Origin of the sequence: Vreelandella indica, assembly GCF_037070225.1 — a bacterium.
Taxonomy (GTDB): domain Bacteria; phylum Pseudomonadota; class Gammaproteobacteria; order Pseudomonadales; family Halomonadaceae; genus Vreelandella; species Vreelandella arctica.
The window spans coordinates 70,159-92,277 of sequence record NZ_JBANSO010000002.1 but is presented as its reverse complement, the minus strand read 5'-3'; the positions used below and the strand labels follow the sequence as shown (position 1 = coordinate 92,277).

20 protein-coding genes are annotated in these 22,119 nt (G+C 52.7%); 16 read left to right on the top strand and 4 right to left on the bottom strand.

Annotated elements, in window-relative coordinates; translation table 11 throughout:
• Positions 1 to 4: 4 nt before the first annotated feature.
• Both V8L71_RS02075 and ubiG read right to left on the bottom strand, forming a co-directional pair.
• A complete protein-coding gene (locus V8L71_RS02075; protein ID WP_336273084.1) occupies positions 5 to 673 on the bottom strand; it encodes an HAD-IA family hydrolase in 669 nt (222 codons plus the stop codon).
• A complete protein-coding gene (gene ubiG, locus V8L71_RS02070; RefSeq protein WP_336273083.1) occupies positions 674 to 1,417 on the bottom strand; it encodes a bifunctional 2-polyprenyl-6-hydroxyphenol methylase/3-demethylubiquinol 3-O-methyltransferase UbiG in 744 nt (247 codons plus the stop codon).
• A gap of 148 nt (positions 1,418 to 1,565) precedes the next feature.
• Here ubiG and galU point away from each other — a divergent pair, with 148 nt between their 5' ends.
• The 7 genes from galU to V8L71_RS02035 all read left to right on the top strand — a co-directional run bounded on the left by galU (position 1,566) and on the right by V8L71_RS02035 (position 11,851).
• Positions 1,566 to 2,456 carry a UTP--glucose-1-phosphate uridylyltransferase GalU gene (galU, locus tag V8L71_RS02065; protein WP_336273082.1) on the top strand — a complete coding sequence of 297 codons (891 nt, stop codon included), beginning with the start codon at positions 1,566 to 1,568 and terminating at the stop codon, positions 2,454 to 2,456.
• A gap of 3 nt (positions 2,457 to 2,459) precedes the next feature.
• Entirely contained in the window at positions 2,460 to 3,752 is a 1,293-nt protein-coding gene (locus V8L71_RS02060; protein ID WP_336273081.1) for a nucleotide sugar dehydrogenase, read from the top strand.
• A 9-nt stretch (positions 3,753 to 3,761) separates the two neighbouring features.
• Positions 3,762 to 4,583 carry a GumC domain-containing protein gene (locus V8L71_RS02055; RefSeq protein WP_336273080.1) on the top strand — a complete coding sequence of 274 codons (822 nt, stop codon included), beginning with the start codon at positions 3,762 to 3,764 and terminating at the stop codon, positions 4,581 to 4,583.
• A gap of 130 nt (positions 4,584 to 4,713) precedes the next feature.
• A complete protein-coding gene (tamA, locus tag V8L71_RS02050; protein WP_336273079.1) occupies positions 4,714 to 6,567 on the top strand; it encodes an autotransporter assembly complex protein TamA in 1,854 nt (617 codons plus the stop codon).
• 9 nt (positions 6,568 to 6,576) lie between these two features.
• Positions 6,577 to 10,620: an autotransporter assembly complex protein TamB gene (gene tamB / locus V8L71_RS02045; protein WP_336273078.1), complete on the top strand. Its 4,044-nt coding sequence runs from the start codon at positions 6,577 to 6,579 to the stop codon at positions 10,618 to 10,620.
• Positions 10,621 to 10,631: 11 nt separating this feature from the next.
• Positions 10,632 to 11,258 carry a peptide-methionine (S)-S-oxide reductase MsrA gene (msrA, locus tag V8L71_RS02040; RefSeq protein ID WP_336273077.1) on the top strand — a complete coding sequence of 209 codons (627 nt, stop codon included), beginning with the start codon at positions 10,632 to 10,634 and terminating at the stop codon, positions 11,256 to 11,258.
• A gap of 62 nt (positions 11,259 to 11,320) precedes the next feature.
• Entirely contained in the window at positions 11,321 to 11,851 is a 531-nt protein-coding gene (locus V8L71_RS02035) for a c-type cytochrome (RefSeq protein WP_008957966.1), read from the top strand.
• 27 nt (positions 11,852 to 11,878) lie between these two features.
• Here V8L71_RS02035 and can read toward each other — a convergent pair whose 3' ends face one another.
• Complete coding sequence (gene can, locus V8L71_RS02030; protein WP_176302125.1) at positions 11,879 to 12,526, bottom strand: carbonate dehydratase; 648 nt, start codon at positions 12,524 to 12,526, stop codon at positions 11,879 to 11,881.
• A 186-nt stretch (positions 12,527 to 12,712) separates the two neighbouring features.
• On the opposite strand from can, the gene gorA reads away from it, so the two are divergent.
• The 4 genes from gorA to V8L71_RS02010 all read left to right on the top strand — a co-directional run bounded on the left by gorA (position 12,713) and on the right by V8L71_RS02010 (position 16,841).
• On the top strand, positions 12,713 to 14,095 hold the full coding sequence (gorA, locus tag V8L71_RS02025) for a glutathione-disulfide reductase (RefSeq protein ID WP_336273076.1): 1,383 nt from the start codon (positions 12,713 to 12,715) through the stop codon (positions 14,093 to 14,095).
• Between the two features lie 308 nt (positions 14,096 to 14,403).
• Entirely contained in the window at positions 14,404 to 14,982 is a 579-nt protein-coding gene (gene ectA / locus V8L71_RS02020) for a diaminobutyrate acetyltransferase (protein WP_008957963.1), read from the top strand.
• A 109-nt stretch (positions 14,983 to 15,091) separates the two neighbouring features.
• Entirely contained in the window at positions 15,092 to 16,360 is a 1,269-nt protein-coding gene (gene ectB, locus V8L71_RS02015) for a diaminobutyrate--2-oxoglutarate transaminase (RefSeq protein WP_035558202.1), read from the top strand.
• Between the two features lie 91 nt (positions 16,361 to 16,451).
• Positions 16,452 to 16,841: an ectoine synthase gene (locus V8L71_RS02010; protein WP_008957961.1), complete on the top strand. Its 390-nt coding sequence runs from the start codon at positions 16,452 to 16,454 to the stop codon at positions 16,839 to 16,841.
• A 100-nt stretch (positions 16,842 to 16,941) separates the two neighbouring features.
• Here V8L71_RS02010 and V8L71_RS02005 read toward each other — a convergent pair whose 3' ends face one another.
• Positions 16,942 to 17,490 (bottom strand): DUF3833 domain-containing protein, encoded by a 549-nt coding sequence (locus tag V8L71_RS02005; protein ID WP_336273075.1) that lies wholly within the window; start codon positions 17,488 to 17,490, stop codon positions 16,942 to 16,944.
• 228 nt (positions 17,491 to 17,718) lie between these two features.
• On the opposite strand from V8L71_RS02005, the gene V8L71_RS02000 reads away from it, so the two are divergent.
• Genes V8L71_RS02000 through hisI form a run of 5 tightly spaced genes read left to right on the top strand, consistent with a single transcriptional unit; the run spans position 17,719 to position 22,106 of the window.
• Entirely contained in the window at positions 17,719 to 18,555 is an 837-nt protein-coding gene (locus V8L71_RS02000; protein ID WP_101145524.1) for an ATP-dependent zinc protease family protein, read from the top strand.
• Between the two features lie 38 nt (positions 18,556 to 18,593).
• Positions 18,594 to 20,117 carry an inactive transglutaminase family protein gene (locus V8L71_RS01995; protein WP_101145525.1) on the top strand — a complete coding sequence of 508 codons (1,524 nt, stop codon included), beginning with the start codon at positions 18,594 to 18,596 and terminating at the stop codon, positions 20,115 to 20,117.
• On the top strand, positions 20,114 to 21,112 hold the full coding sequence (locus V8L71_RS01990) for an alpha-L-glutamate ligase-like protein (protein WP_101145526.1): 999 nt from the start codon (positions 20,114 to 20,116) through the stop codon (positions 21,110 to 21,112). The genes V8L71_RS01995 and V8L71_RS01990 overlap by 4 nt, the downstream gene beginning before the upstream one ends.
• A 48-nt stretch (positions 21,113 to 21,160) precedes the next feature.
• Complete coding sequence (locus V8L71_RS01985; protein WP_008957956.1) at positions 21,161 to 21,601, top strand: transcriptional repressor; 441 nt, start codon at positions 21,161 to 21,163, stop codon at positions 21,599 to 21,601.
• Between the two features lie 28 nt (positions 21,602 to 21,629).
• Complete coding sequence (gene hisI, locus V8L71_RS01980; protein WP_336273074.1) at positions 21,630 to 22,106, top strand: phosphoribosyl-AMP cyclohydrolase; 477 nt, start codon at positions 21,630 to 21,632, stop codon at positions 22,104 to 22,106.
• Positions 22,107 to 22,119 lie beyond the last annotated feature (13 nt).

Sequence of the window (22,119 nt, the reverse complement as noted above, 5' to 3'; positions counted from 1 at the left end):
TTACCTAGAGCTTGAACGCGCCTAGGGCATCTACCAGCGCCGCACACTCTTCAAACCAAATATCAGCGGGCCACTGTTGGTAGTCATCCTCTTCGCTGATATAGCCATAGCCAACCGCGACGGCAGTCATGCCGGCGGCGACTGCGGCCTCCATATCACGCACATGGTCACCGATGTACCAGCAATGCTTGGGATCAACGCCAAGGCGGCGGGCCGCTTCCCAAAGCGGTTCAGGCGCTGGCTTTTTAACACTGAGATCATCCGCGCATAGCAGCGCACCAGGTTCCAGCAGCAGAGCTTCTAGTAGCGGCAAGGTATAGCGGCGCGGTTTATTAGTAACAATTCCCCAAGGCCGCTGATCGCCGTGCCACTCTTGTAACCACACATCAAGCGGCGAGAAAACCCGGCTGTTTACCGCTACGGCTTGCTCATAAGCATCAAGCAAAAACTGACGTGCTTGAGTGTGTCCCTCAGCAGAGGCCTCTAAGCCCAGCGCCAGCGTGACCAGCGCACTGCCGCCATTAGAGACCTGACGGCGAATTACCTCAAAGGGTAACGGCGCTAACCCATGGTGAGCACGCAGTGCATTGGTCGCTTCTGCCAAATCGGGGGCCGTATCTACCAGCGTTCCGTCCAGGTCGAAAAGTATTGCTTGAGGTGCTTGCATCGTCATTTAATCGCTTACCTTGCGGCAGTACATCATGTAATTGACCGAGACATCATGGCTGACCAAGCGGTAGTGGCGGGTAAGCGGATTGTAGGTTAGTCCCGTCTGTTCACGCACTTCTAAACCGCTGTGGCGAGACCAAGCCGCCATTTCTGAAGGGCGAATAAATTTTGCATAGTTATGCGTGCCTCGTGGCAGCAGTTTAAGCACATACTCGGCGCCTAAAATTGCGAACGCGTATGACTTGGCAGTCCGGTTTAACGTAGAGAAAAACACATAACCCCCCGGACGCACGAGGGCGCTGCAAGCACGAATGACGGAGGCAGGATCCGGCACGTGCTCCAGCATTTCCATGCAAGTTACCACATCGTAAAAACCAGGCTTCTGAGCGGCCATGGCCTCCACGCTGATATGTTGGTAATCAACTTTTACGCCACGCTCTTCGGCGTGCAACCGGGCCACTGCTAATGGCGCTTCACCGAGATCAATGCCCGTTACCGTCGCACCGCGGTGGGCCATTGACTCGCTTAGAATGCCGCCGCCACAGCCTACATCAAGCACTTTTTTACCCGCCAGCCCCGCACGCGCATCAATAAAGTCAAGACGTAAGGGATTAATATCATGAAGGGGTTTGAATTCACCCTGCGGATCCCACCAGCGGCTAGCAAGAGCCTCAAATTTGGCGACTTCTGCTGCATCGACATTGTCTTGATAGTGATGAGCAATGCTATCCTGTGGTGTCGCTTGCATAGTGTGACTCCCATAACTTTTGAACATTTAGCAAAATATTGACGTGTAGCCACTTGTTCGCCGTTGCGAGGTGGTATCCATCCACGCCTTCAGTATTATGGACATTCTAACCACTCCTGTGTCGGAACGCATGAAAAGGACCTCTTCTATGATTCGTAAAGCCGTACTTCCTGTTGCCGGGTTTGGTACCCGCTGCTTGCCAGCGTCTAAGGCTATTCCCAAGGAGATGATTACGATTGTCGATAGGCCGGTGATCCAGTATGTCGTTGAAGAGGCAATTGCCGCTGGTATCCGTGAGATTGTGCTGGTCACTAGTAGCAATAAAAGCGCTATCGAAAATCACTTCGATACCCATGCTGAGCTGGAAGCTAGCTTGGAAAAAAAGGGAAAACATGAGCTTCTGACAATGTTGCGCAATATAGTGCCTGACGACGTCAGCATTATTAGCATTCGTCAGGGCGTGCCGTTAGGGCTAGGCCATGCAGTGCTCTGTGCCCGTCCCATCCTTGGCGACGATGAACCTTTTGCGGTGCTATTGCCCGATGTGTTGGTCGATAACAGTGCCAACTCAGCAACGGACTTGGCCGGTATGTTAGCGGCCTATGATCAGCAGCAAACGGCGCAATTGATGGTGGAAGAGGTCGCCTGGGAGCAGGTGGAAAAATATGGCATCGTGGCGCCAGCAGGGGATGTGCCCGCTGCAAACGAGTCAGCCGATTTAGCCGGCATGGTGGAAAAACCCAAGCGTGATGCTGCACCCTCGAATTTAGCAGTCATAGGCCGTTATGCGCTACCAGGCCATATTTTCTCCATATTAGAAAAAACACCGCCCGGTGCCGGTGGTGAAATTCAGTTGACCGATGCGCTGGAAACACTACGAGAACAGATGGGCGTCCAGGCATATCGTATGCAAGGGGTTACCTACGACTGTGGGCAGCCCTTAGGTTACCTTGAAGCCACACTCGCCTATGCGCGCCGTCATCCTGAGTTTGGAGAAGCTTTCCAAGCCCTGCTGTCACGATACCACCAGGGAGAGTAACGCATGCGGGTGTTACTTTACGGCAGCGAATTAAGCGCAGCGACGGCAGCCGCTGCGCTGGCTTGGGTGGGGCATCAGGTTCAGTGGTTACCCCACGCTGATGCGCCTTGGTCAGTGCTTTCTGAGGTGGACTGGTTACGCAGTGAACCTCATTTAATGACGCATCTCGAGCAGGGCTTAGCAGAGGGTACCCTGCAGCTCATTGAGCAGATTGATGATGCCGCCATTCCAGAGGTGGTTTGGATGGCGTTATCACCTTCACAGCGCAGTTCGGCCAGTGCACTACTTGAGGCCCCGTTATTAGCGAATCAGCACGGTATTGTACTGATTAATAACTCGACGTTTCCGGTAGGCGAGACCGAACGCCTGCATACGTTAATGGGGGGGCAGCACTCCAGTGTGGCACTACCCGACACGTTAGAAGAGGGCCGTGCATGGGATTCTTTTACACGCCCAACCCGGCGCTTGCTAGGCTGCGATGATGCGACGGGTGAGCAAGTCACCAGAGAGCTGTTACGCGCCTTTAATCGGCGTAGCGAAGTGTTTCAGTGTATGCCTCGCCGTGCTGCGGAGTTAACCAAGCTGGCCATTAACGGCATGTTGGCCACGCGTATCAGTTATATGAATGAAATCGCCGGTTTGGCTGATACCCTAGGTGTTGATGTCGAACATGTCCGCCAGGGGATGGGGGCCGATTCGCGTATCGGGTTTGAGTACCTGTACCCTGGATGCGGTTTTGGAGGTCCTAACTTCTCCCGCGATTTGATTCGCTTGGCCGATGTGCAACTGCAGAGTGGCCGATATTCAGCGCTGCTTGAGCAGGTAATGGATATTAACGAACAGAAAAAAGAGACGCTGTTCCGCAAGCTGTGGTCCCATTTTTCCGGCGAAATGGCCGGAAAAACCGTGGCGATTTGGGGAGCTGCGTTCAAGCCCGGCACTGCACGTATTGACCACGCGCCCGTAATAACATTGCTTGAAGCACTTTGGGCGCAGGGAGTTAAGGTTCAGCTACACGACCCAGCCGCCGTTCCAGCTCTCCATGCCCTGGTAGGCGAGCGCGAGGATTTGCGCACCTTTACTCATGACCCCTACCAAGCCTGTGCGGGCGCCGATGTACTGATGTTGGTGACAGAATGGAAAACCTATTGGAACCCAGACTGGCATCGGCTGAGCTCGTTATTAAACGCTAAGCTCGTATTAGATGGACGCAATATTTACGATCCTGAATTTGTTGCCAGCTGTGGATTAATGTATCGCGGGATAGGCCGTCGTGCCGACCCGAAGACTCTCTGAGGAAATGTTATGCCAGACGCCACTGCATCCTCTCGTATCGTACCCGATGTGGATCAAAGCTTGACGGCGCAGCATTTGCGCCACCGAAAGGGGCCTACTTTGTGGCCGCTATGGCTATGCTTGTTATTAATCATTGCCCTATTGGGTGCGGCGGCGGCTGGGCTTTGGTACGAACGTGAAAGACTGTTAAATGAGTTACATCGAGTAAGTGGCGAAGTTTCCAATGTTCATGCTCGCTTGGATTCGGATGACACCGATGTACAAGATACGATAACCTTTGTACAAGCTCAGATGTCGACGCTTTTTCAAGAGCAAGAGCAGCTGTCCATTGCGCTGACCGATACTCGCGAAGAGTTGTACAGTCTGCTAACAATGAATGAGGACATGGCCTCTAGTGATTCGATCAATTCGTTGCTGCAGCAGCTGAACCAGCTTAATGAGCAAGCTGAGTTGCGCGACAGCCAGCTGTTGGCGATGCGGGAATCATTGAATGCCCTGGAACAGGCTGGTACCTCAGGACGGCAAAACCTGATTGAGGAAGTGTCCCACCTTGAGCAACTGACCGAACAACGCCTATCCGTACTGGATAGTCAGATCAGCAACATTAGTAGTGATTGGGACGAGCAATTATCAGCGCAAAGAAGCGCTATTGAATCGCGCTTTGATGAGTTGGAGACTTCTGTTGCTGAGGTTGAAACGTCACCGGATCAAGATGCTCTGGCGGCATTAGAGCAGCAATGGTCTCAACGCCTGAATGCACTAGAGAGTGATGTTCGACAAGTCCGTCAGGCACAGCTTGCCTTTAGTGCCCAGTTAGAAATGCTACGTTAAAAGGTAGTCAGAATAGTTGTATAGCGTTGATGCATTCTAGTGCCGAAGAATATTATATAAGTCGTTGAAACTACTGGGTTTTGAGATGACTGGGTAATGAAGCCGCTGATTTAGGTTAGGATAAAAATGTATGGGAAGACAACGGCGATGGACTTCAGCCACCGGTCGCACAGTGTTGGTAGTGCTACCACTGTTATACGCAACACACGGGGCATGGGCGTTAGAGGCGAGCATCACGGGTGTTTCCGATGAAGTCGAAAGTAATATTCAAGCCTATCTACAGAACGTAGAGGCTGAGCAATACACCGAAGCACGTTTAGAAGGTGAGGTTCGTCAACGTACTGAAGAAGCCATGCGTGTGTATGGGTATTATGAGCCTGATATAACCTTTGAGCACACCGGCGATGAGCGCGTCTCGCTTGAGGTTGAGCCAGGACCTCAAATTGAAATTGAAATTTTATCAATTAATGTCAAAGGCGACGCCAGTAACGACCCACCGTTTCAACAAGCAGTAGAAGACTTCCCACTGGAAGAGGGTGACGCACTGCGGCATGCCCCGTGGGAGCGGCTGCGTGGTCAGTTTTCTGGTTTAGCTATCGAGCGCGGTTACTTTGACTGGGGCTTTACGGATCGGCGTATGGAAGTCCGCCCGTATTTACAAAGTGCACGCCTCTATATGGATTTTGACAGCGGCCCCCGCTACCAGTTTGGAGAGACTTCAATAACGGGTAGCCACATAGAGATCGACCGATTACTCCGTATACAGCCGTTTGAAAGAGGCGATCCCTATCTAGCGCAAACGCTGGCTGACTATAACCAATCGCTTGCAGAAACCGGCTGGTTTAGCTCAGTGTCAGTGCGGCCGCGGCTTGAAACAGCGCAAGAGCTGGCGATGTCTCCGTCTGGTGGTGGAGACGCCTGGTGGAGCGAGGCGACTGCTTCCCAGCCAGAGCGCCCACGAGTCACCGGTGCGGCTTTAACCAGTGCTCTAAGCATCAATAAGCCCAGTGATACGCAGTTACCTATTGATGTCAGTGTAGAGCCTGCTGATCGCCACCAGTTTGAAGTCGGCATTGGCTACGCAACCGATGTGGGGCCCCGTCTGCGTTTTGGTTGGGAGCAACCATGGATCAATCGCTATGGTCATAGTCTTGACCATGACCTCTATGTATCCTCCCCAGAGCAGCGGTTTACCGGGGTATATAACGTTCCGCTAGAAGACCCGCTGCGCGATAGCTACCGGCTTCAATACGGTATCCGTAATATTGACGATAGTGATACCCAATCACTAGAAGGCACTGTTGAAGTAGCTCGTCGCTGGGAGTTTGATAACGATTGGGTTCAAACTCTGTATTTCCGTACCACTTATGAAGACTTCGAGCAGGGGGGCGAAGCCGATCAAGTATGGCTGTTTTATCCAGGTATTCAGTGGTCACGAACTCGAACACGTCCTCAGCGCTTTCCGTTGTGGGGCGACCGTCAGCAGCTCTCTTTAGAGTACTCGGATAAGGTTTGGGGGTCGGATGCGCAGTTCACACGCGTTACGGCCGATACGGAATGGATTCGCACTATTGGTAATGATAACCGCTTCCTGGCGCGGGTTAGTTTAGGCGCCATCGAAACCGATGACTTTGCCAAAATCCCACCTTCGTTACGCTTTTTTGCCGGTGGCGACCGCAGTGTGCGCGGCTACTCCTATGAAAGCCTTTCGCCACGTAATGAAGAAGGGCGGCTCCGGGGCGGCCAGCAACTGCTGACTTCGACCCTTGAGTATCAACGGCGTGTTACGGGGGATTGGTGGGCAGCCACCTTCGTGGACAATGGTGATGCGTTTGATAACTGGGGGCCTAACGATTTGAAAACAGGCGCCGGCGCCGGGGTGCGCTGGGTTTCACCGGTCGGGCCAATTCGCTTTGATATCGCACATCCTTTTGACCACGAAGACGATTGGCGTTTGCACTTTTCCATCGGACCGGAATTCTAGGAGAGAGATTTGCCTCAGGTTGAAACAGCGACATCTGATAAGCGCCAGCGACTATCACCCAAATACCGTACCTGGCTTCTGTTGTGGAGCCTTTTACGCCTGATTATCGTATTGCCAATTTGGCTGTTTGGGATTGCGGCGCTGCTTGTTGGGGTAGCGTTATCGCCCTGGGGCACTGGTGTATTGCTCTCGCAGGGGGAGCAGCGGGACTTATTCACCTATGCACACCATGAAGGTGGGCTGCTTGATCGTTTTCTGATCGAAGATTTCCAACTACAGCTGGGTGAAACCCGTATTACTGTGGATGAATTTGAGCTTGCGTGGGGGGATGACTGCGTCCTGTCGGGCCGGTTATGCATCGACACACTCCGCGTGGTAGGCGCTGATGTTCGTTTAGGCGCATCGGGCGAACAGGAGCCGCCGCCAGAAGAAGGGGGAGCGCCACTCGCTATTCGTTTCCCTTTCCCGATCCAGCTACGTTCGCTACAGCTTGACGATGTCAGCCTGCGTCTTGCCGACGGCACCGAGGTCGCGTGGCGCTCGTTAAGCTCAGCGGCTGTTGCCGAAGGCAACCAAGTGCGACTTGAGCCGACCCACCTGGAGCAACCGCGCCTTTATTTGCCGCCATCGGCGGGGGTGTTACTAACGCAAGCCACTGAAACACCTCTTTCTGCTGAGGCTATCGATGCCGCTATATTGCTCCGCGAACCGCAAGAAGAAGCCGTACTGGCAGTAGAGTCTCCTGAAGAGCAGTTAGAAGCACGAGAACGACTGGAATTACCTGCCATTACCTTGCCGGTGGATATTCAAATACCCGAATTTACGCTTAACGATTTTCGCTTGAAAGGCTCCACAGAGTATCAAGTGGAACACCTTCAGCTTGGACTGATGACCGAGGGCGACCGCATTGAGTTAACCGAGCTTGCTGTCGTTACCCCAGACGCTGAGGCTGAATTAACCGCAAAGGCAACTTTAAGCGACAGTTACCCACTTGAAGCTCGTTTGAACGTAGAACTTTTTTTAGCTGAGAGGTTTCCTGAGCTCGATGGAGAAACCTTGACGTTAACGCTGTCTGGCCCACTCGATGCACTTGAAGCACAGTTGGAGGTATCCGGCGCGGTAAACGCGTCGTTAAACGGACAAGTAGACGCGCTAGCCCCTACGCTGCCATTTCAAGTGCAGTTACAAAGTGACCAGGTACAGTGGCCGCTCGCCATTGACGAAACGGCGCAAGCCGACGGCGATGTGGTCACCGACCCTTATGTGGTCGATGAGCTGGATTTACAGATGACCGGCAGCCTGAGTGAGTATAGCGCTCAGCTCGCGATGGCTGTTGAGGGGCCCAGCGTGCCACGTACCCAGATTAACGTCAGCGGTGAGGGCGACCTTGAACACTTTAGCTGGCAGCCGCTTAACCTGACCGTAGGCGAAAGCTACCTGCGTAGTGAAGGCACCGTTAACTGGTTAGCTCCCTTGCAGGTTGATGCGAGTATCCGTTTGGATCAGTTTGACCCTTCCCACTTCGTGGATCAGTTAGACGGCAGTCTGAATGGCGATATTGAGTTTTCCTTGTTCCAGCAAGAGAGCCCACAAGGTGCCGCGTGGGCTGTCAGCGTCCCCAACTTGGCGATTGATGGTGTCCTGCGCGACTACCCCCTGACACTGCAGGCCGCCCTGGACGCCAACAGCAATATGGAGCTGAATATTGAACAGCTGCTGTTTACCCAGGGGGATAACCGGTTGGAAGCGGCAGGCCAAATCAGCGAACAGGCGATGTCGTTAAATGCCGACATTGCGCTACGCCAACTGCAAACCCTCTCACCGGATCTAGCGGGTAACATTGTGGGAACGCTGGAGGCTAGCGGTAGTTTTGATCAGCCGCAATTGCTGGCTGACTTACAAGGCGATGGCGTGCGTTTCGGCGAAAATCGCATTGAACGGCTCACACTAAATGCCGATGTGCAGGGAATCGATGATCCTGCCCTTGATGTGCAACTGGCACTGCAAAACGTCAATGCCGGTGGCCAAGCGCTGTCTACCATGAATGTAACTTTAGCCGGGCGTCTCTCAGAGCATCGTCTCGAGCTTAATGCCCAGGGTACGGACAACAACGTATTAAGCCGTGCTCAACTCGCCCTTGATGGGCGTTTTGATCAGCCGAACCAATTGTATCAGGCCCAAGTAACGCCACTGGAAATCGATTCGGAAGCGGGCGATATTCGCCTTGAAGCACCCTTGGATCTCCGTTACAACTTGGCCAGCGGTCAGGCGAACCTTTCATCCTTCTGCCTACGTCGTGAGCAGGGCGGCTTGGTTTGTTCTGAAGAGGAAATAAATGCTTCGGCGCAACAGGGCAACGCCGTGCTTTCATTACGTGAAGTGCCTATGGAGATGGTGGAGCCTTTTTTACCCGAAGAGTGGCAGTTAGAAGGCGACACAACGGCGGATCTTAACGTTAATTGGCGCCAGGGCGGTGCACAGTGGCAGGCAAATCTACAGGTGCTAAGTGAACTCGCAGTAACGGCCATCAATGATTATGGTCAGCCCGTACAACTGCCAGAAATCAATTTAGACGCCCAGATTGAGGCTAACCAAGCACAAGCGGATGCCAATGTAACGCTTTCGCTTGCCGAGGCAGGCGATCTAAACCTGGATTTATCGATCGATGACCCACTAGGGGCAGGCGAGCTAGAGGGGGAGCTGCGTGCAGACGATGTTTCACTGCAACCTTATCGCCCTATGCTCGTCGGAATGGATCAACTGGAAGGGAATCTGACAGGTAGTGTACAAATTTCGGGCACTACCGATCAGCCCGGCTTGCAGGGCCAGCTTGGGTTACGTGAGATTCGTGTTAATGGTCCTGAAATTCCAGTAGATGTACAAGATGGAGAGTTACTGGTCTCTTTTGACGGTGAGCAGGGCGATATTGACGGTTATCTAGCGGCCGAGCGCGGGCGTTTGGAAATCACCGGTGATGCTTACTGGCCAAACGGTGACGATTGGCGCATTGGTGTCGATCTAAATGCTGTTCAAGAGCCTATTCTGATCGTATTGCCACAGTTTGGTCGTCTAGAAGCGGCGCCTGATGTTCGTGTTCGTGTGACTCCAGAAAGGCTGCAAGTAAGGGGAGATATCAACTTACCCTGGGCAAGGCTGGAAATTGGCGATATGCCGTCTTCGGCCGTTACGCCTAGCGGTGATGAAGTGATTATCACCGAGCGCGACGATCGGCAGGCAGAAATTGAGGCACAGCGTGCTGCCGCCAATGGTGATGAGCCTAGCGCTGCAGATGAACTAGCCGCTACCGGCATGGCCCTTGATGTGCTGGTGACGCTAACGCTGGGTAGTGATATGCAGCTATCGGCCTACGGCTTAGAATCCGGACTGGGAGGTTCATTAGAAATTCGCCAAAGTGGCGGTGCATTACAGCTATTTGGCGATGTCAATTTAGTTGATGGGCGCTTCCAGGCGTTCGGTCAAGACTTGGTCATTCGCCGCGGTGAACTACTGTTTAGCGGGCCCCCTGGGCTACCTACCCTCGACTTTGAGGCCATCCGTAATCCCGACGTCACCGAAGATGACGTTATTGCTGGCCTGCGTGTCACCGGTAATGCCGAAGCCCCCAATGTACTGATCTTCTCCGAACCAGCAATGGATGAAACACGAGCACTTTCATATTTACTACGGGGCCGTGCCCCGGATGCCTCCGGCGGAGGGGTGGATAGCGCACTAACCACGGCGTTGATTGGTATGTCATTAGGACGCACCGGTGGCGCAGTGGGCTCGATTGGCGAGGCTTTCGGTATTGACGACTTAACCCTGGATACCACCGGCGCCGGCGATGACAGTCAAGTCGCCGTCAGTGGCCAACTGACCGATGACCTTAGGATTAGTTACGGTGTGGGAATTTTCTCGCCGATTGCAGAACTAACACTACGCTATACGCTGTGGCGTAATCTTTATCTTCAGGCCGTATCGGGTACCAATCAGGCGGTGGATTTGATCTACACCTTTACCCGTTCCGGTGACCCAAAAATCTTACAGCAGCAATGAGTGAGGGCGATATGTCGCTATTTTCTTCTTCAAGTACCAGTCGTGTACTGCCTGGCCGCGATACCCCTATAGAGACCAGCGATGTTCACACCATCAACGGGCATTCGTTGCATCCACCGTTTCCAGAGGGCCATGAAGAGATTGTGCTGGGAATGGGCTGCTTCTGGGGTGTTGAACGGCTGTTTTGGCAATTGCCCGGCGTCTATGTGACCGCGGCAGGTTATGCCGGCGGTGAAACGCCCAACCCCACCTATGATGAGACCTGCACGGGGCGTACCGGTCACACCGAGGTGGTGAGGGTGGTCTTCGATCCTAAGCAGGTCGACCTGGAATCGCTGCTACAGGTGTTCTGGGAACAGCACGATCCTACCCAGGGAAATCGCCAGGGCAACGATATTGGATCGCAGTATCGTTCAGCTATTTTCACCACCAGCGAGGCTCAGCAAGCAGCCGCTGAACAAAGCGCGTCCGCCTTTCAGCAGGCGCTCAACAAGGCAGGCAAAGGGCAAATCACGACCGAAATAAAACCGCTTGAAGCGTTTTATTATGCAGAGGCTTACCATCAGCAGTATCTCGACAAAAACCCGAATGGCTACTGCGGCTTAAAAGGCACTGGCGTGACCTGCCCGATAGGCTAAAAGCTCATTTTTATCAAAGTTAATTTAACCAAGCTAACCAGCGCATTATAAAGGAAGCCATTATGCAGCAGCGTTATCACCGAAAGCGGGCTTTCCAGCGTAGCGCGATAGGCAGCACTTTGGTACTGCTACTGTGTGCGCCGTTATCCTGGGCGAGCGAGGAGGCCACTAGCGAGCTTTCGATGCCTCAAACCGTTGGCGACACTCAGTTCGCCAGCGAGCGTGAAGCAGTGATGTGGCGCCAGCAAGAGCTCAAAGATATTGAAAGTCTGGTTCGTCAGCTGCGTTTTGACTTAATTAATAATCAAGATGTAGAGGCTGCCGCCCCGCGCTTAACGGAACTCCAAGAGCGTACGACTGCCCAGCAGTTACTACCTGCCTTTATTGAGGGTACGCATGGCGGTGGTTCTGAGGCGCGCGCCTCTATTTGGGAAGAGTGGAATGAGTTTGCCGCTGGCTTTACTGACCTTGAGGATAAAATCACTCAGTTGGTTGAGGTCGCCGAACAGGGGGATACCCGTAATACAGCGAGAGCACTTTCCGAGGTAGGCGCTAGCTGCAAGAGCTGCCATCGCGCCTACCGCTACGACTAGCGTCTCAGTAGGCGCTCAAAGAGAGACTTAATCGCCTGATTGTATGCGGTCAATACGGTAAAGCGTTTCCACTTGCTCTAAGCCACTGATGGTGCAATTCAGGTCTTTAACGCGACCATCGCTTAAACCGTAAACCCAGCCATGTACCGAGATTTGCTGCCCACGCTGCCAGGCGCGCTGCAAAATCTTGGTACGGCACAAGCTATTCACCTGCGCTTTAACGTTGAGCTCGCACATACGGTCAATTTGGTCTTCCAGAGGAAGATGGTCTAGCGAATCACGGTGACGGTTGTACTGTTCGCGAACCGAATGTAGCCAATAATCGACCACACCGCATTCGCCACCCATCATGGCGGCCTTAATGCCCCCACAACCATAGTGTCCGACAATCATAATATGGCTGACTTTAAGCACATCCACCGCGTACTGAACCACCGACAGGGCGTTCATATCCGTATGGTGGAGCAGGTTCGCTACATTGCGGTGAACGAAAACTTCCCCAGGCGGCAGCGCAATAATTTGATTGGCGGGCACACGGCTATCCGAACAGCCAATCCATAAATAGTCTGGGTTTTGCTGACTTGAAAGCCGTTTAAAGTAGTCGGGGTCCTCTTCGCACATGCGCTCAGCCCAGGCACGATTGTTATCGAGTAGCGTCGCAATAGAGTCAGACATAGTGTCTCCAGCAAGATTAAATAGAGTTAAGTCGCTGATCGAGAAGCGGAATAATAAATCTTAGCAAGTATAAGGGATTGGACAGTATAAAATAGCAGCAAATGGTTTTAACCCCCCCGGACAGTCAGGTCAATATCCTTGTTTGGCCGTCAGGGGTAATCATTTTTAACTTCACAGGAGCAAACGATGGCCGACTTTTCCGAATATGAATATGACCTCCTGGTGATTGGTGCAGGCTCCGGCGGCGTGCGTGCTGCGCGTATGGCAGCCGCCACCGGTGCCAGAGTAGCGATTGCCGAAGACCGATACCTGGGTGGTACCTGTGTCAACGTTGGCTGTGTGCCCAAAAAACTTTACTCATACGCCGCCCATTTTCACGACAGCTTTGATGACTCGGCCGGTTTTGGCTGGCAGTTGCCTGGCCCGGCAAGCTTTGACTGGGCGACGCTGCGTGATAATAAAATAAGCGAAATCAAACGGCTAAACGGTATTTATCAGCGCATGCTGGAAGGCGCGGGAGTAACACTTTTTAATGCCCGGGCTCGGCTGGCTGATGCGAATACAGTGACGTTGAGCGGAGAGCATGGTGATATTTCGATAAGCGCAGAAAAAATCCTGGTGGCCACGGGTGGGTGGCCATGGGTGCCCGATTTTCCGGGTAGTGAATATGCGCTGGACTCCAACCAAATCTTTGATCTTGATACGTTTCCCAAGCGCTTTCTAGTTTTGGGTGGCGGTTACATCGCGGTCGAGTTCTCCAGTATTTTCAACGGGCTTGGCAGCGAGACACACCTCATCTACCGTGGCGAACTGTTCCTGAAAGGGTTTGATCAACAGGTTCGTGAATTCACTTGTGCCGAAATGGAAAGAAAAGGGGTCAACCTCCACTTCAACACCAATATTGAGCGTATTGAAGCCACCCAGAATGCCTACAACGTTCATCTCACCGATGGGCAGGTAATGGAAGTCGATGTGGTGCTGGCGGCAACTGGGCGCAAAGCTAATATCAAAGACCTGGGTCTGGAGGCGCTGGGTATTAACCTGAATGAGCAGGGCAAGATCCCTGTCAACGATCGTTTTGAAACGGCGCAACCGTCGATTCTTGCGCTAGGCGACTTAATCGCTGGCCCAGAACTAACGCCAGTGGCCTTGGCAGAAGCGATGCAGCTGGTGGATGTCCACTATGCCGACACCGTCCCCCAGCCGCTCGATTACACCACGATTCCAACCGCCGTTTTTTGCCACCCTAACATCGGCACGGTAGGGCTTTCCGAAGAGGCGGCTCGTGAAAAATTCACCAATATCCGCGTTTATAGCACCAATTTTCGGGCCATGAAGCACACCTTGTCGGGTAGCCAAGAGCGCACCTTAATGAAATTGGTGGTAGACGATGCCACTGATGTGGTGGTCGGGGCCCATATGGTCGGCGACGACGCAGGTGAAATCATTCAAGGTATAGCTATCGCGGTAAGGGCAGGCCTTACCAAGCATGACTTTGACCGCACTGTGGGTATCCACCCAACGGGAGCAGAGGAGTTCGTCACTATGCGCACGCTCACGCGTACTTGACCCGGTGCTTATGTTGCCTTGCGACGAGCGCTGGATGCCCGTGCAGACATCGCATATGAAGATCGTGCATGTGAAGACAAGTTGTGAGTGAAAACAGATTTAGGTGTGCCCGTTGGCACGCCTTTTTTTGTTGGCAAGTTGGGCTATTCTGAATCAGTAACGACGGTTCTGAGCGCGAGCAGATAGCTAACAAGCCGTCTCTCATAACAAAAAATTATGGAAAGTAGGGTGGTGAATAATATGATTTTTGAATTGCTCATAATCAGCTGTTATAATGATCATCAAATTCGCTACAGCGAAGCATAACTATGAGTACGCCCATACAACCGTTTACCCCCTCTGCTGACTTGGCCAGGCCTACAGTGGCCGATGCCGTTGTTGGTCATGCAGAGACACCGTTGTTTATTCGCAAACCTAATGCGGATGACGGCTGGGGAGTGTACGAGCTTATCAAAGCCTGCCCGCCGCTTGATGTGAATTCTGCCTACGCCTATTTGTTACTTGCTACACAGTTTCGTGATACCTGTGCAGTTGCTACCAATGAAGAGGGTGAAATCGTTGGTTTTGTATCGGGCTACGTGAAGGATAACGCCCCGGATACTTATTTCTTATGGCAGGTGGCCGTCGGCGAAAAAGCACGCGGTACGGGGCTCGCGCGCCGATTGGTCGAGGCGATTATGTCGCGCCCCGAGCTTGACGATGTGCATCATCTTGAAACCACGATCACGCCAGACAATCTAGCCTCTTGGGGCTTATTTCGTCGCTTGGCCGCGCGCTGGCATGCGCCGCTCAATAGCCGCGAATACTTCTCTACCGAACAGCTCGGAGGGGAGCATGACCCGGAAAACCTGGTTCGTATCGGTCCGTTCCAAACAGACCGCATCTAATACGTGCGTTTAACCATAAACAGCACGTAGTGAACATACTGTTTTTCCCGCTCATGTTGCTCCGGGCTAACAACGCCTAATGGCAAAATGATTGACCAAGGAGGTCGCAATGCAGACCCAGACGCTTGAACGCATGGAATCCAATGTACGTACTTATTCTCGTTCATTCCCGGTGGTGTTTACCAAAGCGCAAAATGCGCGCCTAACCGATGAGAACGGCCGTGAATACATTGATTTCCTCGCCGGCGCGGGCACGCTTAACTACGGCCACAATAATCCGCACATGAAGCAGGCAATGATTGATTACCTGTCAACAGACGGTGTTGTGCACGGTCTGGATATGTGGACCAATGCCAAGCGCGATTATTTAGAAACGCTTGAGGAAGTCATCTTCAAGCCACGCGGTCTCGACTACAAAGTGCATTTACCAGGCCCGACTGGTACCAACGCTGTCGAAGCCGCCATTCGTTTGGCCCGTGTTGCTAAAGGCCGTCACAACATCGTGACGTTCACCAATGGCTTCCACGGTGTAACGATGGGCGCTTTGGCTACCACCGGTAACCGTAAGTTCCGTGAAGCCACGGGGGGTATCCCGACGCAGGGTGCCAGCTTCCTGCCCTATGATGGCTACATGGGCGAACATACCGACACGCTGGATTACTTTGAAAAGCTGCTGGGCGACAAATCCGGCGGGCTGGATGTTCCCGCTGGTGTCATTATTGAGACCGTTCAAGGCGAGGGCGGTATCAACGTGGCAGGCCTGGAGTGGTTGAAGCGTTTGGAAAGCATTTGCCGAGCCCATGATATTCTGCTGATTATCGACGATATCCAGGCAGGCTGTGGTCGTACCGGTAAGTTCTTCAGCTTTGAGCATGCAGGCATCACGCCAGACATTATTACCAACTCGAAGTCACTCTCTGGCTTTGGCCTGCCATTTGCGCATGTCTTGATGCGTCCAGAACTGGATAAGTGGAAGCCAGGTCAATATAACGGCACCTTCCGTGGCTTCAGCTTAGCGATGGTGACAGCCACCGCCGCGTTAAAAAAATATTGGACCAACGATACCTTTGAGCGTGATGTTCAGCGCAAAGGACGTATTGTAGAAGAGCGTTTCCAGAAGCTTGCGGCACTGCTGACTGAGAGCGGCATGCCTGCCACTGAACGTGGGCGTGGTTTGATGCGTGGCATTGACGTGGTATCTGGAGATATCGCCGATAAAATTACCAGCAAAGCTTTTGAGCACGGCTTGATAATTGAAACCAGTGGTCAGGACGGTGAAGTCGTGAAGTGTCTGTGCCCACTGACCATCAGCGATGAAGACCTGCTGAAAGGCCTGGATATTCTGGAAATGTGCGTGAAAGCTGTTGCTAGCGAGTAATTTGGCGTTAGGATAAAGCGTCAGCTCACACCCGTTTCGTTAGGGAAACTGCGGCTAGTAATCGCTAGCCGCTATGCTATGGAGTACTTCTATGATCGTTCGTAATCTCGAAGAAGCGCGCAAAACAGAACGCCTAGTCACCGCTGAAAACGGCAATTGGGATAGCACACGTCTTGTTTTAGCCAATGATAACGCTGGCTTCTCGTTTCATATTACCCGAATTTTTCCCGGCACTGAGACCCACATTCATTATAAAAACCACTACGAAGCGGTGTTTTGCTATGAAGGTGAAGGCGAGGTGGAAACCCTGGCCGACGGTAAAATCTGGCCGATCAAAGCAGGCGACATTTACCTGCTAGATCAGCACGATGAGCACCTGCTACGCGGTAAAGAAAAAGGAATGACGGTTGCTTGCGTCTTCACACCGCCGATTACCGGCAATGAAGTCCACCAGGAAGACGGTTCATACGCAGCAGAATAGAAACGCTATTTAGAAAGAAATTATGAAATCGTCAGCTTGAGATGAAAAAAGCAGCCCGCTGAATAGCGGGCTGCTTTTTTAGCTAGGTGCCGAGTTTTGTCTATTGACCTGTATTCTCAAAGGTTTTCTCAAAAACTAAGGTGATTTCACCCAGCGTTAAGCCAAATTTTCGCATAGCCGTTCGATTGATCAAGCGGCCATCCGGTTGCAGGTACATCCAATCATCCATGGTGAACGTAATCATCCGCCCGTCGATAGCAATCTCTAACGGGTATCGCATATGGAAAGCATGTCCATATTGGCGAGCTTTAACGTGTCCCTCCACGTCGCTGGCGGTGCCAACCCAGTGATGCGCGTCGATACGTTCAAACGTCCATACCCGTCGGTCGGTTTCACCATCTGAAAACACGAAGGACTCATCCAGCGTTAGTGTATCGGCCTCGTAGGTGCCCTGGATTTCCACCGTGAAGCGGCGCTGTACCTCACCAGAATAATCCTGCACCATGCCCCAGGCTCGCGTAGTCCCGGTAAAGTACTCGGCAATATCCAAGCGGGGCTCTGAATCAGCGTAATCTTCGATATCAACACCCACACAGCCAGTCAGCAGGAAGAGCAGTATGAAAAAGCTTATGCGCAGCGAATGGATCATGGCATCATTTCCTATATTAAAATGGGCTCAGGTACAGCTATGGTAAAATAATTTAACAGAATAGAGCAGCTAAGCTGTTGTAGCCACTGCGTCTTACTCGGGTTCGCTTAATATATATTATGTTAAATAAGATAAATTGTGTGTCTGAATAATCGTGATGACGTTGGACACTAGTCGCCCATCTCCTTATTATTCCCTCCACCTATTTGTCCAAGGATATCTCTCGTTATGCGCCCAGGTGTTTTGTGGCTAATAGCTAGCTTGTCGCTTTCAATTGCAGGCTGTGCAGCAACCAAGCCAGAAACGAATGAACCGCCTCCCCTAAGTGAAGCGTCTTTTAATACTCGAATCCTTGAATTAGAGAGCCAATTGGCGCAGCAATGCGACACCCGTTCTGAGCTTCAGACACGCCAACTTGATCAGCAGCAGGTACTCACTGCTGACGTACGTGAAGTCGGTAGTTTGTTACGTTCGCTACGCCTAGATGTACAGCAGTTAGAAGCCCGTGGTGAAGAACCTGTCATCATCCGCGAAGAGTGTGAAGTTGATGAGACGCTAAGCACGAAAACGCTACTGGGTCGTAGCGAATGGGTTGGATTTCCAAGCCTGGGCACCTACCTCAAGGCGCGTGTCGATTCAGGAGCCAACACCTCATCGCTGTCGGCCGACGAAATCACCCGCTTCGAGCGGGACGGTGAAGACTGGGTGCGCTTCAAACTAGCGCTAAACGACGACGATGTGGCCGTTGAGTCGCAGCGTGATGAATGGGTCGAGGCACCTATTGTGCGTCGGGTTCGTATTCTTCAAGCTTCTGGTGAAGAATCCCGCCCGGTTATTTCATTATTAATGACGTTGGGACCGATCCGCGAAAACGTCGAGTTCACGCTGAATGACCGCTCACATTTAGAGTATCCGGTGCTACTGGGCCGGCGCTTTTTAATGGATATCGCTGTAATAGACGTCGCCGATACCTACTTACATGACCGCCCCGAGTTTCCTGGTGGCGAGCCAGCCGATCAAGCTGCTGAAGATGAAGCAGTTGATGACGACGATACAGAAGAGTAACTGCTCTCCCCTGGCGCTTTACGTAGAAAGGAATCTCCATGTCACGGTTAATGTTTTATATCATTGTCGGCTTGCTGTTGGTCGCGGGCATTGCCACCAGCGTACATCGCCATGTGCAGTTTGAAATCCCCTGGCTGCCCGGTGAACAACGCCAGGTCTGGGAAATTGAAGCGGGCATAAACTTCAATGCTCAAGATGGCCCTGTGCAAGTCGACTTGGCACTGCCTTCTCATCAGGCGGGCTATCGTGTATTAACTGAAAATACAGCATCGTCAGGGTATGGCTTGGCCTACCAAGCAGATGAACTAGGCCGTACCGCTCAGTGGACGATTCGCGAAGCGGCTGGCAGCCAAACGCTGTACTACTCTGTTCAAATGCTTGTATCGCAAGATGCCCAGGCACCGGTGCAAACGCCGCCTGAAATGACCCCAATCACACCATGGGAAAGTCCTTATGACACGGCGGCTAGCCAGCTGATCGAACAAGCCTGGGCTCGCAGCGCCAATAACGCGACGTTTGCCCGGGAGCTGATCCGAGATGTGAATGGTGAGCGTCAGGGCGAAAACGCGCGTCTTCTGTTATCTCAGGAAAACCCAGCGGCATTAGTGGTCCGCTTGCTTAACCAAGCGGGCGTATTAGCGCGCGAAGTAAGCGGCCTGCTATTGGAAGATGGACGTCGCCGCCAAACACTTAGTAGTTGGATCCAAGTGTTTGACGAGTCTGGTGAACAGTGGTCAATTTTTCACCCGCTGACAGGCGAGCAAGGCAAACCTGAAAACCTACTGTTGTGGGAAACGGGCGGTCGAGCCGTTTTAGAAGTACAAGGGGGCACCAACTCTCGGGTCACCTTCTCAATGATGACCCATGATCAGCCGGCATCAGCCGCGGTGCGCAACCACTATTCCGAGGACACGCTGCTGAATTTCTCCATTCATAGCCTGCCGTTGGAAGAACAAGCGCTATTCCAGACCATTCTGCTGATTCCGATTGGCGCGCTAATGGTGGTGTTTTTACGTGTCTTGGTAGGCATAAAGACATCCGGTACCTTCATGCCGGTTTTGATCGCCCTCGCCTTCATTCAGACCACCCTGCCCACTGGCCTTATCGGTTTCCTGCTTATCGTTGCGGTCGGGCTGATTATCCGTAACTACCTCTCTTACTTGAACTTGCTGCTGGTGGCCAGGGTCTCCGCGGTCATCATCACGGTGATCGCGATCATTTCTATCTTTACTGTACTGGCCTATCGCATGGGGCTGAGTGCTGGCTTAACGATTACCTTCTTCCCGATGATCATCCTTGCCTGGACTATCGAGCGGATGTCGATTCTATGGGAAGAGGAAGGTCCTAAACAGGTATTGATCCAGGGTGGCGGCAGCTTGATCACCGCCGTCCTTGCCTATCTGGCGATGAACAATCCCTGGGTACGCCATATCACGTTCAACTTCTTAGGCGTGCAGTTGATACTCATGGCGTTGATCTTGCTGCTGGGTAATTACACTGGCTACCGACTGTTGGAGTTACGCCGCTTTAAGCCAATTATTGATGATGAGAAACCATCATGAGTTGGTTCAACAACTGGACGTGGCCCACGCGCTTGCGTGATAAAGGCATCATTGGCATGAATCGGCGTAATATCCGCTACATTGGCCGTTATAACAGCCGCCGACTCTATCCCTTGGTGGACGATAAACTTAAGACCAAACTGCTCGCCCAGCAATATGGGATAACGTCGCCAGAATTGATCGGCACTGTGACCACCCAGTTCGGGGTTAAGCACATCGGCGAAATGCTCACGGGCCATGCAGGCTTTGTTATCAAGCCTGCTAAAGGTAGTGGCGGCAAAGGAATTTTGGTGATTGAAAAGGTCGAAGATAATGCCTTTATCAAGCCAAGTGGCGCCAAGCTAACCCTCACCGATGTTGAGCGGCACGTCTCTAATATTCTTTCCGGTCTCTACTCATTGGGCGGCTCGCCCGATGTGGCGGTGATTGAGACGCTGATCAATTTCGATGAAAGCCTGATGGATTACACCTACGAGGGGGTGCCCGATATCCGGGTGATCGTCTTTAAGGGCTATCCCGTTATGGCCATGATGCGGCTTTCCACCGCCGCCTCTGATGGCAAGGCAAACTTGCACCAGGGTGCCGTGGGAGTGGGGCTAAACATTGCAACGGGGGCTGCACTACGCGCCGTTCAGTTTGACCGGCCCTGCTTTAGTCATCCCGATACGGGTCACGACCTGGCAAGCTTAGTGGTGCCTCAGTGGGAAACGCTGCTGAACCTGGCGGCGGGCTGTTATGAAATGACCGGCCTGGGGTATCTCGGTACCGATATGGTGTTGGATCGCAAGCATGGGCCGATGCTGCTTGAACTGAATGCACGCCCCGGCCTAGCCATTCAAATGACCAATGGGGAAGGTTTGCGCCGTCGCCTGGATCTAATTGAGCGGCAGCCGGATGGCGTGCCTGCCAAACAGCGTGTCGCCTTTTCCCAACACCATTTCGCGCGGCAAAGTGAGCTGGTAGAAAGCCCTGACACCACCTCTTCCAGCGCGTAGACTGGCTATTGACGAGAGCCTAGGCTAACCACGTTCAACGAGTTGTCCATGACCCAAGCGAATACACTACTGCAGCAGGCGGAGTCTCAGTGCCACATCCGCGGCGTTCGTTTCACGCCCATACGCAGGCGCGTGCTAGAGCTGATTGCTGAAAATGGTGGTGGGCTGAAGGCGTATGATCTGCTGGATAAGCTGTCTACCGAACATGCGGCGGCTAGGCCGCCGACGGTTTATCGGGCGCTTGAGTTTCTGATTGACCAGGGCTTGGTGCATCGGATTGAGTCACAAAACTCCTATGTGGCCTGCGCGTGCCCTGAGCATGTGCATGGTTTTCAGTTGCTCATTTGCCGACACTGCGGGTACGTAGAAGAGCTGCATTTAGATGAGATCAGTGATCAACTGGCGGCTCTGGCAAACAGCCAAGGGTTTAACGTTGAGCGCCAAACCATAGAGCTGCAAGGGCTCTGCCAGGATTGTCGAACAAGCTGATGTATTCAATAGCTAGCGAGTAGAATGTATGTCCCGTTTTGACCAAGTAGCTCCAGACGCCCTTTTTAAGCAGCTTGAGCGTGCTACCCCTGATGATAGCCTGCCCGCTATTGCAACCCTGCTAACGGCTGTGCGCTTTAATGCCGATGGTTTAATCCCTGCGATTGCCCAACAGCACGACTCCAAAGAAGTGCTAATGATGGCGTGGATGAATCGTCAGGCGCTAGAAGAGACGCTAACCACGCAGCGGGTCTGTTACTACTCGCGCTCACGGGGAAAATTGTGGCGCAAAGGTGAGTCATCAGGCCAGCAGCAACAGCTTGTGTCCGCTGCCCTTGATTGCGATGGTGACACCCTGCTTCTGCAAGTTGAGCAAACAGGACCCGCTTGCCATACCGGCCGTCGTAGCTGTTTCTATATTGGCGTGGCCCAAGAGCAGGCATCGATTACCAGCACGCCGCTAATCGATCCCGATGAGCTCTACGGCAACAAAGTCTCTTCCTAGCCATGAAACGCCT

Bases quoted from the DNA above. Each gene is read 5' to 3' on its own strand.
- V8L71_RS02075 (WP_336273084.1), bottom strand. From the start codon at position 673: ATGACGATGCAAGCACCTCAAGCAATACTTTTCGACCTGGACGGAACG.
- ubiG (WP_336273083.1), bottom strand. From the start codon at position 1,417: ATGCAAGCGACACCACAGGATAGCATTGCTCATCACTATCAAGACAAT.
- galU (WP_336273082.1), top strand. From the start codon at position 1,566: ATGATTCGTAAAGCCGTACTTCCTGTTGCCGGGTTTGGTACCCGCTGC.
- V8L71_RS02060 (WP_336273081.1), top strand. From the start codon at position 2,460: ATGCGGGTGTTACTTTACGGCAGCGAATTAAGCGCAGCGACGGCAGCC.
- V8L71_RS02055 (WP_336273080.1), top strand. From the start codon at position 3,762: ATGCCAGACGCCACTGCATCCTCTCGTATCGTACCCGATGTGGATCAA.
- tamA (WP_336273079.1), top strand. From the start codon at position 4,714: ATGGGAAGACAACGGCGATGGACTTCAGCCACCGGTCGCACAGTGTTG.
- msrA (WP_336273077.1), top strand. From the start codon at position 10,632: ATGTCGCTATTTTCTTCTTCAAGTACCAGTCGTGTACTGCCTGGCCGC.
- V8L71_RS02035 (WP_008957966.1), top strand. From the start codon at position 11,321: ATGCAGCAGCGTTATCACCGAAAGCGGGCTTTCCAGCGTAGCGCGATA.
- can (WP_176302125.1), bottom strand. From the start codon at position 12,526: ATGTCTGACTCTATTGCGACGCTACTCGATAACAATCGTGCCTGGGCT.
- gorA (WP_336273076.1), top strand. From the start codon at position 12,713: ATGGCCGACTTTTCCGAATATGAATATGACCTCCTGGTGATTGGTGCA.
- ectA (WP_008957963.1), top strand. From the start codon at position 14,404: ATGAGTACGCCCATACAACCGTTTACCCCCTCTGCTGACTTGGCCAGG.
- ectB (WP_035558202.1), top strand. From the start codon at position 15,092: ATGCAGACCCAGACGCTTGAACGCATGGAATCCAATGTACGTACTTAT.
- V8L71_RS02010 (WP_008957961.1), top strand. From the start codon at position 16,452: ATGATCGTTCGTAATCTCGAAGAAGCGCGCAAAACAGAACGCCTAGTC.
- V8L71_RS02005 (WP_336273075.1), bottom strand. From the start codon at position 17,490: ATGATCCATTCGCTGCGCATAAGCTTTTTCATACTGCTCTTCCTGCTG.
- V8L71_RS02000 (WP_101145524.1), top strand. From the start codon at position 17,719: ATGCGCCCAGGTGTTTTGTGGCTAATAGCTAGCTTGTCGCTTTCAATT.
- V8L71_RS01995 (WP_101145525.1), top strand. From the start codon at position 18,594: ATGTCACGGTTAATGTTTTATATCATTGTCGGCTTGCTGTTGGTCGCG.
- V8L71_RS01990 (WP_101145526.1), top strand. From the start codon at position 20,114: ATGAGTTGGTTCAACAACTGGACGTGGCCCACGCGCTTGCGTGATAAA.
- V8L71_RS01985 (WP_008957956.1), top strand. From the start codon at position 21,161: ATGACCCAAGCGAATACACTACTGCAGCAGGCGGAGTCTCAGTGCCAC.
- hisI (WP_336273074.1), top strand. From the start codon at position 21,630: ATGTCCCGTTTTGACCAAGTAGCTCCAGACGCCCTTTTTAAGCAGCTT.